The sequence below is a fragment of the Arenimonas metalli CF5-1 genome (genome assembly GCF_000747155.1).
Classification (GTDB): Bacteria; Pseudomonadota; Gammaproteobacteria; order Xanthomonadales; family Xanthomonadaceae; genus Arenimonas; species Arenimonas metalli.
Genome location: NZ_AVCK01000055.1, coordinates 122,078 through 135,803 on the forward strand (window position 1 = coordinate 122,078; position 13,726 = coordinate 135,803).

The 13,726-nt window shown below is 71.1% G+C and carries 13 protein-coding genes and 1 riboswitch; of the genes, 5 read left to right on the forward strand and 8 right to left on the reverse strand.

The features are described 5' to 3' along the window. Positions 1-3: 3 nt before the first annotated feature. The 8 genes from N787_RS12230 to rph all read right to left on the reverse strand — a co-directional run bounded on the left by N787_RS12230 (position 4) and on the right by rph (position 8,943). Positions 4-1,113 (reverse strand): FAD:protein FMN transferase, encoded by a 1,110-nt coding sequence (locus tag N787_RS12230; RefSeq protein ID WP_052575440.1) that lies wholly within the window; start codon positions 1,111-1,113, stop codon positions 4-6. Then, complete coding sequence (locus tag N787_RS12235; protein WP_034214886.1) at positions 1,088-1,432, reverse strand: PilZ domain-containing protein; 345 nt, start codon at positions 1,430-1,432, stop codon at positions 1,088-1,090. Before N787_RS12235 ends, N787_RS12230 begins: the two co-directional genes overlap by 26 nt. Then, on the reverse strand, positions 1,429-3,762 hold the full coding sequence (locus N787_RS12240; protein WP_034214562.1) for a DUF1631 domain-containing protein: 2,334 nt from the start codon (positions 3,760-3,762) through the stop codon (positions 1,429-1,431). Before N787_RS12240 ends, N787_RS12235 begins: the two co-directional genes overlap by 4 nt. Before the next feature lie 153 nt (positions 3,763-3,915). Beyond that, positions 3,916-5,730 (reverse strand): TonB-dependent receptor domain-containing protein, encoded by a 1,815-nt coding sequence (locus N787_RS12245; protein WP_034214566.1) that lies wholly within the window; start codon positions 5,728-5,730, stop codon positions 3,916-3,918. A gap of 140 nt (positions 5,731-5,870) precedes the next feature. Beyond that, positions 5,871-6,058, reverse strand: a riboswitch (cobalamin riboswitch). A gap of 13 nt (positions 6,059-6,071) precedes the next feature. Continuing rightward, on the reverse strand, positions 6,072-6,257 hold the full coding sequence (locus N787_RS12250) for a CPXCG motif-containing cysteine-rich protein (RefSeq protein WP_034214569.1): 186 nt from the start codon (positions 6,255-6,257) through the stop codon (positions 6,072-6,074). A gap of 48 nt (positions 6,258-6,305) precedes the next feature. Beyond that, complete coding sequence (gene hemW, locus N787_RS12255; RefSeq protein ID WP_034214572.1) at positions 6,306-7,463, reverse strand: radical SAM family heme chaperone HemW; 1,158 nt, start codon at positions 7,461-7,463, stop codon at positions 6,306-6,308. Further along, positions 7,460-8,056 carry an RdgB/HAM1 family non-canonical purine NTP pyrophosphatase gene (rdgB, locus tag N787_RS12260; RefSeq protein WP_034214574.1) on the reverse strand — a complete coding sequence of 199 codons (597 nt, stop codon included), beginning with the start codon at positions 8,054-8,056 and terminating at the stop codon, positions 7,460-7,462. The genes hemW and rdgB overlap by 4 nt, the downstream gene beginning before the upstream one ends. Before the next feature lie 158 nt (positions 8,057-8,214). After that, the gene (rph, locus tag N787_RS12265; RefSeq protein WP_034214577.1) at positions 8,215-8,943 is read right to left on the reverse strand and encodes a ribonuclease PH; all 729 of its coding nucleotides are present in this window, start codon (positions 8,941-8,943) and stop codon (positions 8,215-8,217) included. 66 nt (positions 8,944-9,009) lie between these two features. Here rph and N787_RS12270 point away from each other — a divergent pair, with 66 nt between their 5' ends. The 5 genes from N787_RS12270 (at position 9,010) to N787_RS12290 (ending at position 13,724) form a co-directional block, all read left to right on the forward strand. Beyond that, positions 9,010-9,873: a YicC/YloC family endoribonuclease gene (locus N787_RS12270; protein WP_034214580.1), complete on the forward strand. Its 864-nt coding sequence runs from the start codon at positions 9,010-9,012 to the stop codon at positions 9,871-9,873. A 5-nt stretch (positions 9,874-9,878) separates the two neighbouring features. Further along, positions 9,879-10,490: a guanylate kinase gene (gmk, locus tag N787_RS12275; RefSeq protein WP_034214889.1), complete on the forward strand. Its 612-nt coding sequence runs from the start codon at positions 9,879-9,881 to the stop codon at positions 10,488-10,490. A gap of 119 nt (positions 10,491-10,609) precedes the next feature. Further along, positions 10,610-10,912 (forward strand): DNA-directed RNA polymerase subunit omega, encoded by a 303-nt coding sequence (rpoZ, locus tag N787_RS12280; protein ID WP_034214583.1) that lies wholly within the window; start codon positions 10,610-10,612, stop codon positions 10,910-10,912. 189 nt (positions 10,913-11,101) lie between these two features. After that, positions 11,102-13,276, forward strand: a complete 2,175-nt coding sequence (locus tag N787_RS12285; RefSeq protein ID WP_034214586.1) for a RelA/SpoT family protein — start codon at positions 11,102-11,104, stop codon at positions 13,274-13,276. Positions 13,277-13,340: 64 nt separating this feature from the next. Next, the gene (locus N787_RS12290; protein ID WP_034214588.1) at positions 13,341-13,724 is read left to right on the forward strand and encodes a RidA family protein; all 384 of its coding nucleotides are present in this window, start codon (positions 13,341-13,343) and stop codon (positions 13,722-13,724) included. Positions 13,725-13,726: the final 2 nt, after the last annotated feature.

The following is a 13,726-nucleotide window of genomic DNA, read 5'->3' on the forward strand; positions in this document are numbered from 1 at the left end:
GCGCTAGTCCGCGGTGGCCGGCGGGCCGGCGTCGCAAGCCGGCCCGAGGTCCAGCGGCGGCCCCAGCGAGACCGGGTTGCGCAGCAGCTCGACCCGTGCGGCCATCGCCGTGGTGACCATCATTTCGTTTTCTTCGGTGACCATCAGCACGCAGCCCAGCCCGAGCCGGCGCGCGGCGCGCTCGAACCCCGACGGGCCGGCGACGAACAGCGCGGTGGCGCCGGCGTCGGCCCGCACCGGGTCGCGGTGCAGCACCATCACCGCCGCCGCGCCGCGCGCCGGCCGGCCGGTGCGCGGGTCGAGCACGTGGCCCCAGCGTGCGCCGGTCGGCGACTCGCGGAACTTGTTGTAGTTGCCGGTGCTGAAGAGCGCCTCGTGGTCGTCGAGCTGGACGCTGCCCAGCGCGCCGCCGAACGGATCCTGCAGCCCCACGCGCCAGGGCCGGCCGTTGCCGTCCCCCAGCGCGACGATGTCGCCGCCCAGGCTGACCAGGGCGTGGCGCACGCCGTGGCGCGCCAGCACTTCGAGGATGGTTTCCGACGCCAGCCCTTCGGCGATGGCGCCGAAATCCAGCTGCACGGCCGGGTTGCTGCTCGACACCACGTCGCCATCCACGCGCACCTGGTCCAGCCGCGGGCGCGCCTCGCGCCAGCGCTGCAGCCAGGCTTCGCCTGGCGGCGCGGTCAGCACCGGGAAGGTCGAGGTGTGGAAGCCCCAGGCGGCCACCAGGCCGCCGACGGCCGGATCGAACAGGCCCTCGCTGGCCTGCGCCAGCGGCCGCGAGCGCGCGATCAACTCGACCACCGAGGTGGGCGCGGCAGCGGATCCGCCGGCCGCCAGCGCGGCGTTGATGCGGGTGAGGTCGGAGGGCTCCCAGGCATGCCATTCCGCCTGGCGCTGGGTCAGGAGCGTGGACACCTCGGCCAATGCGGCGCTGGATTGCGCCAGGTCGGCGCCACGGATTTCGACATCGGCCAGGGTGCCGAACACGTACAGCCGCTCCATGCGGACGGGCTCTTCGCGGCTGCAGCCGGCCGCCAGGGCCAGTGCGACGGCCAGCGCCGCCAGCGCGCAGCGGCGCGGGGATTCAGACGTACTGGCTGCCCGGCGCATCCACCCACTCCCGGATGAAGGCCACGTCCTCCGGGGCGACGTCGATGAAGCGGAAGCCGGTCCAGACCTGGCCCGGCGCCGCGGCTTCGTCCGACCACAGCTCGTGCGCGCCCACTTCGACCTGGCGCGACTTGCCGGACGAATCGTCCAGGGTGAAGCGCAGCTGGAACAGCGCGTCGCTGGTGATCGGTTCGCCCAGGATCAGCAGCATGCCGGTCTCGGAGAGGTTGCTGAGCTTGCCGATCAGCATCCCGGTCATGGTGTCGAGGACGTCGATGTTGCCGACCTTGCGGCGTTTGGCGCGGCGGTACTCGTTCATTTGGCGGGCGCCTCGGCAGGCGACTGGCCGGCGAAGGAACGCAGCGCGTTCATCACCGTGCTCCAGGCGCGATCGATCAGGGTGCCTTTCTCTTCCTCGACCACCTTCACCTGGCCCTGGACCATGGCCTTGGCCAGGCCTTCGAGCGTGTTCTCGCCGACCTTCTGGCCGCGGTGGTTCACGAACAGCACGTGGCCGGTGACGGTGGAGAACCAGGACAGGCGGCGGCGGACCTTCTCGCCCTGCTGGTTGAGCGAGAACTCGAACCAGGTGCCGAAGGGCAGCTGGCGGATCTGTTCGAGGCGCTTCTGCTCCTCGGGCGTGAGCGTGGACTTCTTGGTCTTCTTGGCCTGCTGCAGGTCCTCGCCGAGCCGGGCGCGCGCCTTCAGGCGCATGGTCAGCTCGGTGCGGCTGGCGGCGGAATCGTCGTCGGCATTGGCCTGCGGGTCGACCAGGCGCTGGGCGATCGCGAGCGCTTCCTCGGCGTGGTAACCCACCTGCGTCAGCGAGGACTGGATGTCGCCGCGCAGCGTGGTGGCGTCCTCGCTGCTGATCGGCGCGGCGCCCGGCGCCGCCTTGGCGACGCCGATCAGGCGTTCGGCGGTATCGAGGTGCTGCTTCCACTGCTCGGAGTCCTCGCCGTGGCGCAGCGAGGTCAGCGCCATCACGTCGGTCCATGCCTGGCTGAGCAGCGTGTGCGTGAAACGCGGGAGGTTCTGCTTCTTCAGCATGCCCTCGACCACGGTGGCGGCGCGCTCGCGCGCGAGCGCCAGCTTCTCCTTGCCGCGGGCGGCCTCGACGTGGCGCTTCTCGGCCACCTCGGCCTTGCGGGTCACCGTCTGCAGGTGGCCGCTGAGGTCCTCGAGCAGGTTGTTGAACAGGCCCAGGTCGCCGTCGAACTCGCGCACGGTGCGGTCGACCACCGACTGCATCTTGCCCACCAGCTGCTGGTCGGCGTCGTCCTCGCCCAGCCAGTAGGCGCCGGTCTCGGCGATGGTGTTGAGCATCTGCCGCGCCGGATGCTGCTGGCGGGTGAAGAAGGCCTTGTCCTGCAGCGCCACGCGCAGCAGCGGCACCTGCAGCTTGGCCAGCAGGGTGGACGCGGCGCTGTTGGGGCGCACGTCCTTCATGATGTGGTCGAACAGCATGCCGACCAGGTCGATGGCGTCGCCATCCTCCTCGGCCAGCGCCGGCGGCTGGTTGCCCGGGGTGTGCTGGCGCAGCTGCGCCAGGAGGTCCTGCTTGAGGTGGGTGACGGTGCGCGGCGTCGGCTTGCCGTTCACCATCATCGTGGGCGTGGCCTTCTGCTGCAGCTGGCCGAGCACGTCCTGCACCTGGTCGGTGCTGACCGGCACGCCGCCGCCACTGCCCGAAGGCTGGCCGCCTACGAGCTTGCCCAGCAGCTGGCGCCGCCCGGCGAGCAGGTGGCGCATCTGCTGGAAGGTGTCTTCGCCGCTGGCCGCCTGGCCGCCCAGGCCGCGGCCACCGGCGCCGAGGCCCGGCGATCCCCCGCCCGGACCCGCGCCGCCGCCCATGCCGCCGCCCCGCGCGCCGGCGCCAACCGCGCCCGCGCCCGTGCCGCCGGCGGACCCGGTGCCGGGACCTGCGCCCGAACCGTCCGCGACGCTACCGCCATCGCCCGGCAGGCGGATCTTCGCGGCCGGTGCACTGGCCGGGCGCGCACGCACCGGGACGTAGTGCAGGTTCGGCAGCACGCCGTTGCGCGAGAGGTAGGTGTTCACCGATTCGATGAAGCCGCCGTAGAGCGGCATCAGGTGCCGCTCGAAGGTGCGGAACAGCAGGCTGCGGTGTTCGCCCGCGAGCTCGAGGCAGTCGGCGGCCTGGCGCAGCATGCGGCACAGCGCCTGCGGACCGATCGGCAGGTTCTCGGCGTCGAAGGCCGGCTTGCCGGCCAGCACGCCGAAGCGCTGGCCCAGCAGGTACAGCGGCAGGCTGTTGCGGACTTCGGCGCGGCTGGCGATCTCCGAAAGCACGGTGGCTTCGTCGAGGTCGAGGTTCTCGACCAGCGAAAGCTCGTCGCGGGTCAGCCGGAAGCCGCCGGTGATGGATTTCGCGCCCGGCGGGTCCTTGATGCAGGCCAGCTCGGCCTCGAGCGCGATCAGGAAGCGCGGCACCAGGTCGGGGCGGGTGCGCTTGACCAGCCGCTGCGCCTCGAGCCAGCGGGTCTGGACGATGTTGCTGCGGGCCTGTTCGGCGAACTTGAAGAGTTGCTGCTCGAATTCGTTGAGCGTCGAGACCAGCGTGCGCTCGATTTCGTCGGAGGAATACTCGAGGATGCCGCCCAGAAGCCCGCGGACTCGTTCAGGCAATGGCCGCGTCGCCAGCGTCGGTGCGGACGCGTGCGGAGGTTTGGCCGATGCGGGCATGCGGCGCTCCGTGTGAATTCCCCAGCGCGATTCTAGGCACACGCGCGGCCCGGCGCATAGGGCCGGGCCAGTCCGGGGGACTGGCCCGGCAAGCCTTCACCTGCCGTTCCAGACCAGGCTGAGCAGGCCGCTGCGGCCCGGGGTGTTGTAGCCGCGCACCAGCTCGTAGTCGCGATCGGTCAGGTTTTCCAGCCTTCCCTCGAGGCGCCAGGCCGGGCTGAACTGCCAGGCCAGGCGCAGGTGGGCGAGGGCATGCGAGGGCAGCTGGGCGCCGAAATCGGGACGACCTGAGAAATAGTCTCCCTCCAGCGCGACCGACAGGCCGTTGTCCCAGCCATGGCCCAGTTCGACATGGGCCTTGCGTTTGGCCCGGCGCAGCAGCGGCCGGCCGGTGCCGGCGTCGATCGCGTCCTGCCAGGTCAGGTTGCCGCCGCCGGTCCAGCCGCCGCGGTCGAAGCGGTAGCCGAGCTCCACGCCGTCCAGCGCGGCGCGGTTGATGTTGATCGCGTTGTTGGTCAGCGGCGCGGCGAACGCTACCAGGTCGCGCACGCGGGTGCGGTACACCGAGAGCGCCAGCTGCTGGCCCGCGGCCGGCGCGTAGGACAGGCCCGTTTCCCAGGTGCGCGAATGCTCCGGCCGCAGGTCCGGGTTGCCCGCGAAGCCGAAGCCGGTGTCGGGGTAGTAGAGCTCGTTGAAATTGGGCGCGCGGAAACCTTCGCCCCAGGACAGGCGCCACTGCACGCGCTCGCCCAGGTCGACGCCCCAGCCGGCGTTGCCGGTGGTGACGCCGCCGTACTGGTTGCTGTGGTCGCGGCGCAGCGACAGGTCGAGCACGTGCCGGCCGAAGCGGCCGCCGTAGCCGACGAAGGCGGCCTGGCTGCGGCGGGTGTCGTCGAACAGCGTGCCGTTGAAGGCGTTCTCCGATTCGCCCTGCTCGCGCTGCCAGTTCAGGCCGAAGCGCAGGTGGGCGTCCTCGCCGGTGGCCAGCGTGTGCAGCCAGTCGGCGCTGGTGCGGCGGCTGCGGAAGGCATTCGGGAACGAGCCCGCGGTGTCCAGGTCCTCGCGCGCGTGGCCGACGGTGAACTGGTGGCTCCAGCGCGCGCCGAGTTCGCCGGCCAGGGTCACGCCGCCCGAGGCATTGCGGGCGTCGGTGACGCCGCGGTCGAACTCGACTTCGGCATCGGTGGCGATGGCGTTGAACGACAGCACCTGCGTGCCGACGGCGGTTCGCCCGCGCAGGCTGAGGTTGCGGTTGCGGTAGCCGTCGTCGTCGGGGTCGTAGGAGAACACCGAGTTCGGGTTGGTGGCGGAGAACCCGCGCACGCGCTGCGCGCCGGCCGTGATGCCGAAGCCGCGGCGGTCGTCGCCGGTGCCGAAGGCGGCGCTGGCGCCGACCCGGCCGTAGCTGCCCGCGGTGACGCGCGCCGAGGGCGCGGACGGGTCGCGGGTGAAGACATGCACCACGCCGCCGATCGCATCCGAACCCCACATCGACGCGCGCGGCCCGCGCACGATCTCGATCCGCTCGATCTGCTCCAGCGGCAGGTGGGCGAAGTCGAACACGCCCTGGCCGGTGGAGGTGACGCGGATGCCGTCGACCAGGATCAGGCTCTGGTTGGAATTGCTGCCGCGCAGGAACAGGGCGCTGCCGCCACCCGGGCCGCCGGTGCGGGCGACGTCGATGCCGGCCTGCCGGCCGAGCAGGTCGATCAGGTCCGGGGCCTGGCTGGCCTCGATCTCTTCGCGCGTGATCACGGTGATCGAGGCCAGGGCCTCGTCCAGCGGGCGCTCGACGCGGGTGGCGGTGACCTGGACGGCGTCCAGCGTGGCCGCGTCCCGGGCGACGGCGGCGGGGGACAGCAGCAGCGAAATCGCCGCGCAAAGCGCGGCCTGGCGTACAACGGGGTTCATCGATGGTTTCTCCTGGAACGCTCACCCGCGGGAAGCACGCGCGGGAAGCTGCCGGGGAAACGAGACGGCCGGACGCACGCGGGCGCAGGCCATGACGCCGCCCCGTCGCCCTCCGCAACGTGCCGTGGTGGCCACCCGTGGGGGTGGCCAAGCACCAGGCCGGTCTCCGGACTCGCCAGCGGCGGGGTGCGCGGGGCACCTCGCCTCCCGTCCGCCTTCCCATGCCCGGGGGCACAGTGGCTTGCTGGAGGGGTTTTCTGGCCTACCGTTGCGGGGGCAGCGCCGGACTTGGACCGGCTTCCCGAACACCTGGGGCGCGTGAAGTCTAGATCAAGACGGGGTCAGTCGTCGCGGTCGGCGTCGTAGCCGTCGAGTTCCCCGTCGCCCCCGACCCGCAGCCGCACCGTGATCGGGCGGCAGCAGACGTAGCAGTCCTCGACGTATTCGGCGTCGCCGGCCGAGGGGTCGGCCACGGTCTCGAAGGTTTCGCCGCAATGCGGGCAGGTGAGGAGGATGGTGTCGAGCATGGCGGGAGGATAGGCGGGGTCGGGGGAGCGGCGGGTGAACGGGCGGCGTCAGTCCAGGAACAAGCCGATGACGTCATTCGTGAACCGCCGCCCCAGCTCCGTCGGCCGCCAATGCTCGCCGTCCTGCTCCAGCCAGCCCCGCACGCGGGCCTCCTCGAGTTCCGCGGCGATGACGGCGCGATCCAACCCGGTGCGCGACTCGAAATCGGCCAGGCGGAAACCCTCGACCAGCCGCAGCGCATTGAGCATGTAGTCGAACGGCAGGCTGGCCGGCGCGATCGGGTCGTCGCCGCCGATGCCCTTCGCGGTGCCCGCGTGGGCGATGAAATCGCGCGGGTTCTTGGGCTTCCAGCGGCGCCGGACCTCGCCGGTGGCGCCGCTGCTGATCTTGCCGTGCGCGCCGGCGCCGATGCCGAGGTAGTCGCCGAAGCGCCAGTAGTTGAGGTTGTGCGCGCACTGCCGGCCCGGGCGCGCGTAGGCCGAGACTTCGTACTGGGCGTAGCCGGCGGCGGCCATCGCCTCGATGCAGCGCTCCTGGATGTCCCAGGCGTCGTCCTCGCCGGGCAGGCCCTCCGGGGGCTTCACGGCGAAGGCGGTGTTGGGCTCCATCGTCAGCTGGTAGTGCGAGAGGTGCGCGGGCTGCAGCGCGATCGCGCGCTCGACGTCGTGCAGGGCCATCGCCAGGTCCTGGCCGGGCAGGGCGTACATCAGGTCGAGGTTGAGGTTGTCGTAGCCGGCGTCCTGCGCGAGCTTGACCGCGCGCTCGGCCTCGCCGCTGTCGTGGATGCGCCCCAGCCGCTTCAGGCAGCCGTCGTCGAAGCTCTGGATGCCGAAGCTGATGCGGTTCACGCCCGCGGCGCGGTACTGCTCGAAGCGGCCGTGCTCGGCGGTGCCGGGATTGCACTCCATCGTGATTTCCGCGCCGGGCGCGAAGCGCAGGCGCGACGAGCAGGCGTCGAGGATCGCGCCGATCGCGCCCGGCGCGAACAGGCTGGGCGTGCCGCCGCCGAAGAACACGCTGTGCACCGTGCGGCCCCAGACCAGGGGCAGGTCCTGCTCGAGGTCGCGCACCAGCGCGGCGATGTACTCGTCCACCGGCAGCGCGCCGCTCTGCCCGTGCGAGTTGAAGTCGCAGTACGGGCACTTCTTCACGCACCACGGGATGTGGATGTAGAGCGACAGCGGCGGCGGGATCAGCGTGCTCACAGCTCGTGCAGCCGCGCGCGCAGGGCGGCCAGCGCGAGGCCGCGGTGGCTGATGCGGTTCTTCAGCGCCGGGTCGAGCTCGGCGGCGGTGTGCTGCTGCTCCGGCACCAGGAACACCGGGTCATAGCCGAAGCCGCCTTCGCCGCGCGGCGCCTCGAGCACGTAGCCCGGCCAGCGTCCCTCGACCACCAGCGGCTGCGGGTCGCGGGCATGCCGCATCAGCACGATCACGCAGTGGAAGTGCGCCCGGCGCTGTTCGCCCTCGAGCCCCTGCATGCGTTCGAGCAGCCGGGCGATGTTGGCGGCGGAATCCCCGTGCACGCCGGCATAGCGCGCGCTGTACAGGCCGGGCTCGCCATCGAGCGCATCCACCACCAGCCCGGAATCATCCGCCAGCGCCGGCAGCCCGGTCGCCGCGCAGGCGTGGCGCGCCTTCAGGATCGCGTTCTCGATGAAGCTCAGCCCATCCTCGACCGCATCCTCCACCCCCAACTCGCCCTGCGTCACCAGCGCATAGCCAGCATCCGCCAGCAACGGCTGCAGCTCGGCCAGCTTGCCCTTGTTCGACGTGGCGAGAACCAGTTGTCTTGGCATGGATTGGCGGGCCCGGTTTTTAGCCACGGATGAACACGGATGAACACGGATAGGGAAAACAGCGTTGGGTGTGCTGGCTACTTCCAGCCAACGAGCTACATCCTGGCTTTTTCTTGATCAGTGTTCATCCGTGTTCATCCGTGGCAAGAAAAACGCTCTCAGCCCGCCAAAGCCGCGCGCTGGAGGGCGACGAGTTCGGCGATGCCTTTTTCGGCCAGGGCCAGGAGGGCGTCGAGTTCGGTGCGGCGGAAGGCGTGGCCTTCGGCCGTGCCCTGGACTTCGATGAAGCCGCCGCCGTCGTTCATCACCACGTTCATGTCGGTGTCGCAGGTGCTGTCCTCGCGGTAGTCGAGGTCGAGCACCGGCACGCCCTGGCAGATGCCCACCGAGACCGCCGCCACCGCGCCCAGGATCGGGTCGCGGGTGACGTCGCCGCGGGCGCGCAGCACCGCCACGGCGTCGCACAGCGCCACGTAGGCGCCGGTGATCGCCGCAGTGCGGGTGCCGCCGTCGGCCTGCAGCACGTCGCAGTCCAGGGTGATGGTGCGCTCGCCGAGCGCCTTGCGGTCGATGCAGGCGCGCAGCGCGCGGCCGATCAGGCGCTGGATCTCCAGCGTGCGGCCGCCCTGCTTGCCGCGCGCGGCCTCGCGGTCGTTGCGGGTGTTGGTGGCGCGCGGCAGCATGCCGTACTCGGCCGTCACCCAGCCCTCGCCCTTGCCGCGCAGGAAGCCCGGCGCCTTGTTGTCGATGCTGGCGGTGCACAGCACCTTGGTGTCGCCGAAGCAGACCAGCACCGAGCCCTCGGCGTGCTTGGTGTAGTTGCGCTCGATGCGGACCGCGCGCAGCTGGTCGGGGGCGCGGCCGTCGGGGCGGGGGGAGCTGGTCATGGGGCACATCCGGCAATCTTTGGCCGGCTAGATTACCATTCGACCCCTCCAGACCCGGGACCGCCCATGATCCGCAGCATGACTGCCTTCGCCGCCTGCGAGCGCGCCGCCACCGGCGGCACGCTGGGCTGCGAGCTGCGCGCGGTGAACCACCGCTTCCATGAACTCAGCGTGCGCGCCCCCGAGGAGCTGCGCGCGATCGAGCCGGCCCTGCGCGAGCGGGTGGCCCGGATGGTCTCGCGCGGCAAGGTCGACCTGGTGCTGCGCTTCCGCCCGACCGCCGGCGGCCGCGCCGAGCTGCGCGTCAACCAGGGCCTGCTGGACCAGCTGGCCGCCTCGGCCCAGGCCATGGACGGGCGCTTCCCCGGACTGCGCACCGAGTTCACCGAGCTGCTGCGCTTCCCGGGCGTGGTCGAGGAGGACGCGCTGGACCAGGCCGGCCTGCAGGCCGAGGCCCTGGCCCTGCTCGACGAGACCCTGGCCGAATTCGTCGCCGCCCGCGAGCGCGAGGGCGCCAAGCTGGCGGCCGTGATGGCCGAGCGCGTGGACGGCATCGAGCGCATCACCCGCCAGGTCCGCGAGTGGCTGCCCGAGATCCGCGCGGCCCTGCGCGCCAAGCTCGACGCGAAGCTGGCCGACCTCAAGCTGCCGCTCGAGCCCGGCCGGCTGGAGCAGGAAGTGGTGCTGAACCTGCAGAAGATCGACGTGGACGAGGAGCTCGACCGCCTCGCCAGCCACGTCGCCGAGGCGCGGCGCGTGTTCGCCCTGCCCGAGGCCGTGGGCCGCCGGCTCGATTTCCTGATGCAGGAGTTCAACCGCGAGGCCAATACCCTGGGCTCGAAGTCGGTGGACAGCCGCACCACCCAGGCCGCGGTCGAGCTCAAGGTCCTGATCGAACAGCTGCGCGAACAGGTGCAGAACCTCGAATGAACACGATCCGCGGCACCCTCTACGTCGTCGCCGCGCCCTCGGGCGCCGGCAAGTCCAGCCTGGTCAACGCGGTGCTGGCGAAGGAGCCGGGCATCGCGCTGTCGATCTCCTTCACCTCGCGCGCGCCGCGGCCGGGCGAGCGCCACGCCCAGCACTACCATTTCGTCGACAAGCCCGAGTTCGAAAGGATGATCGCCGCCGGCGATTTCTTCGAGCACGCGCTGGTGCACGGCGACTACAAGGGCACCGCCCGGCAGTCGGTGGAGCCGCAGCTGGCGGCCGGCAAGGACGTGCTGCTGGAGATCGACTGGCAGGGCGCCCGCCAGGTGCGCGAGAAGATGCCGGACTGCCTGAGCGTCTTCATCCTGCCGCCGTCCAAGGACGCGCTCGAGACCCGGATGCGCAACCGCGGCCAGGACAGTGAGGAGACCATCGCCCGGCGCCTGGCGGCCGCCCGGGAGGAGATGTCGCACTACGACGAGTTCGACTACGTGATCGTCAACGAGCATTTCGACGCCGCCGCGGCCGAGCTGCGGGCCATCTTCGTGGCCCAGCGCCTGAAGCGGGCCGCCCAGGCCGCCCGCCACGCCACCCTGATCCGCGACCTGCTGGCCTGAACCCCGGCCCGGCGCGCCATTTGCGCCGGCCCCCGGCCCGGGCGTAGAATGCGCGGTTCGCGTAACCCCTTGATTTTCCGTAGGTGCCCTGGCCGGGCAGCCTTCGGTGAGGAGATCCAATGGCCCGCATCACCGTGGAAGACTGCCTGTCCGTCGTCGACAACCGCTTCGAGCTGGTCCTGATGGCGTCCAAGCGCGCCCGACAGCTGGCCAAGGGCGTCGAGCCGACCCTCGACAACAGCGAGCACCAGGACAAGCCGACCGTGCTGGCCCTGCGCGAGATCGCCGCCCGCCGCATCGACCAGCAGCTGATCGATGACGTCGAGAAGGCCGAGCGCGAGCGCGCCGAGCGCGAGGCCCTGGAGTGGGCCGCCGCGGAAGTCGTCGACGACGACCTGTCCAAGGGCGGCGACGACCTCTGATCCCGGCGCGAGGGGCCCCGCCCCTTGCCCAACTCCTGTGGGAGGGACTGTAGGAGGGCCTTCAGGCCCGAAGCTCTTCGCAAAGAAGCTTCGGGCCTGAAGGCCCTCCTACAGTCCCTCCCACAGTTCGTTCACGGGCCGGAAAGCCGCGGCATTGATGGGTTTCCCGCGCCCGCGTAGTCTGCCTGCATGTCATCCTTCACCAAGCCGCAGAAAGTCGCCGACATCGGCCCGGACCCGTGTCCGGACGCCGTGCTGGCGCTCGAGAAGCGGCTGTCGGACTACCTCCCGCCCGACCAGGTGCGCCAGGTGCGCCGCGCTTACGAGGTCGGCGCGCGCGCCCACGAGGGCCAGACGCGCAAGAGCGGCGAGGCCTACATCACCCACCCGGTGGCGGTGGCCGGCATCCTGGCCGAGCTGCGGCTCGACGCCGAGACGCTCTGCGCCGCGATCCTGCACGATGCGCTGGAAGACACGCCGCTGCCGCGCAGCGAGATCGAGCGCGAGTTCTCGGTCACCGTGGCCGAGCTGGTGGACGGCGTCACCAAGCTCGACAAGCTGCACTTCCGGGATCGCCAGGAAGCCGCCGCGGAAAGCTTCCGCAAGATGATGCTGGCGATGGCGCGCGACCTGCGCGTCATCCTGATCAAGCTGGCCGACCGCCTGCACAACATGCGCACGCTCGATTCGATGGCCGCCGAGTCGCGCCGCCGCATCGCCCGCGAGACCCTGGAGATCTACGCGCCCATCGCCCAGCGTTTGGGCATGAACAAGATCAAGGCCGAGCTGCAGGACCTGGGCTTCCGCGCCCTGCACCCGATGCGGCACCGGGTCATTTCCAGGCGCATCGCGGCCCAGCCGGTGATGCGCCGCGAAGCCCTGGCCACCATCGAGGCGCAGATGGCGCAGCGGCTGGCGCAGGAGGGCCTGCGCAACCACCTGGTGAGCCGGGTGAAGTCGCCCTGGAGCATCTACACCAAGATGAAGCAGGAGAACAAAAGCCTCGAGCAGGTGCTCGACGTCTTCGGCTTCCGCATCGTGGTGCCCACCGTGATGCAGTGCTACCACGCGCTCGGCGCCGTGCACTCGATCTACAAGCCGCTGGATGCGCGCTTCCGCGATTTCATCGCCATCCCCAAGGCCAACGGCTACCAGAGCCTGCACACGGTGCTGTTCGGTCCCTATGGTGCGCCGGTGGAAGTGCAGATCCGCACCGAGGACATGGACCTGGTGGCCGAGCGCGGCATCGCCGCCCACTGGGTCTACAAGAGCGCCGGCGCCGGCGGCAGCGCCGCCCAGGCGCGCGCCCAGGACTGGGTGCGCAACCTGATGGACGCGCAGCAGACCGCGGGCTCGTCGCTGGAGTTCCTCGAGAACGTGAAGGTCGACCTGTTCCCGGACGAGGTCTACCTGTTCACGCCCAAGGGCGACATCCTGGCGCTGCCGCGCAACGCCACCGCGCTCGATTTCGCCTACGCCGTGCACACCGACGTCGGTAACCATGCGGTGGCCGCGCGCGTGGACAAGAAGCTGGTGCCGCTGCGCACCAAGCTCAGCAGCGGCCAGAGCGTCGAGGTCATCACCGCGCCCTCGGCCACGCCCGGCCCGCAGTGGCTGGAGTTCGTGGTCTCGAGCAAGGCGCGCACGGCGATCCGGCACTTCCTCAAGCGGCTCGAGCACGAGGACGCGGTCGACCTCGGCCACCGCATGCTCGATCGCGCGCTGGAGGCCCTCGAGAGCTCGCTCGACCGCGTCTCGGCCGAGCGCATCGAGCAGCTGCTGGCCGACCTGCGCTACCGGCGCCTGGAGGAGCTGCTGGCCGACATCGCGCTCGGCAACCGCATGCCGGCGCAGGTGGCGCGCCTGATGGTTCACGGGCAGGACGTGCTGCCGCTGGACGGCGCCGCGCTGCCGGCCGGCACCTCCGAGCGGATCATGATCACCGGCAGCGAACGCGGCGTGCTCAGCTTCGCGGCCTGCTGCCACCCGATCCCGGGCGACGAGATCATGGGCTACCTCAGCGCCGGCAAGGGCGTGGTGGTGCACCGCGCCGACTGCCCGAACGTGGCCGAGTACCGCAAGTTCCCCGAGCGCTGCGTGCCGATGGCCTGGGACCGCAGCGTCGAGGGCGACTACCGGGTGGCGCTGCGCATCGAGGTCGAGAACAAGCCCGGCGTGCTGGCCCAGGTCGCCGCCGCCGTGGCCGAGAGCAATTCCAACATCGACGCGGTCGAGTACCGCGAGCGCGACGTGGCGGTGTCGGTGATGGAGTTCGCCATCGAGGTCCGCAACCGCAAGTACCTGGCCGACGTGATCCGCCGCATCCGCCGCCTGGGCGTGGTGCACGGGGTGCAGCGGGTCTGATCGCGCTGGCCGCTGCGGCGCGCGGCTCCTACAATCCGGCTTCCCCACCCAGACGAGGCACGCCATGTCCCGCGATCCGATCAGCACCGAGCGCGCGCCCGCCGCCATCGGGCCGTACTCCCAGGCCGTGCGCGCCGGCCAGACCGTCTACCTCTCGGGCCAGATCCCGCTCGACCCCGCCACCGGCGAGCTGGTCACCGGCGACATCAGCACCCAGACCCGGCGCGTGTTCGAGAACCTCAAGGCCGTGTGCGAAGCCGCGGGCGGCTCGCTCGATGGCGTGGTGCGGGTGGGCATCTACGTGATGGACCTGTCCGACTTCGCCCAGGTCAACGCGGTGATGGCCGAGTATTTCCAGGCGCCGTACCCGGCGCGATCGACCATCCAGGTCGCCGGCCTGCCCAAGGGCGCCCGGGTCGAGGTCGACGCGGTCCTGGTCACCGGCTGAGC

Coding starts and splice junctions, on each gene's coding strand:
- N787_RS12230 (WP_052575440.1), bottom strand. CDS start 1,113: ATGCGCCGGGCAGCCAGTACGTCTGAATCCCCGCGCCGCTGCGCGCTG.
- N787_RS12235 (WP_034214886.1), bottom strand. CDS start 1,432: ATGAACGAGTACCGCCGCGCCAAACGCCGCAAGGTCGGCAACATCGAC.
- N787_RS12245 (WP_034214566.1), bottom strand. CDS start 5,730: ATGAACCCCGTTGTACGCCAGGCCGCGCTTTGCGCGGCGATTTCGCTG.
- N787_RS12250 (WP_034214569.1), bottom strand. CDS start 6,257: ATGCTCGACACCATCCTCCTCACCTGCCCGCATTGCGGCGAAACCTTC.
- rdgB (WP_034214574.1), bottom strand. CDS start 8,056: ATGCCAAGACAACTGGTTCTCGCCACGTCGAACAAGGGCAAGCTGGCC.
- rph (WP_034214577.1), bottom strand. CDS start 8,943: ATGACCAGCTCCCCCCGCCCCGACGGCCGCGCCCCCGACCAGCTGCGC.
- N787_RS12270 (WP_034214580.1), top strand. CDS start 9,010: ATGATCCGCAGCATGACTGCCTTCGCCGCCTGCGAGCGCGCCGCCACC.
- rpoZ (WP_034214583.1), top strand. CDS start 10,610: ATGGCCCGCATCACCGTGGAAGACTGCCTGTCCGTCGTCGACAACCGC.
- N787_RS12285 (WP_034214586.1), top strand. CDS start 11,102: ATGTCATCCTTCACCAAGCCGCAGAAAGTCGCCGACATCGGCCCGGAC.
- N787_RS12290 (WP_034214588.1), top strand. CDS start 13,341: ATGTCCCGCGATCCGATCAGCACCGAGCGCGCGCCCGCCGCCATCGGG.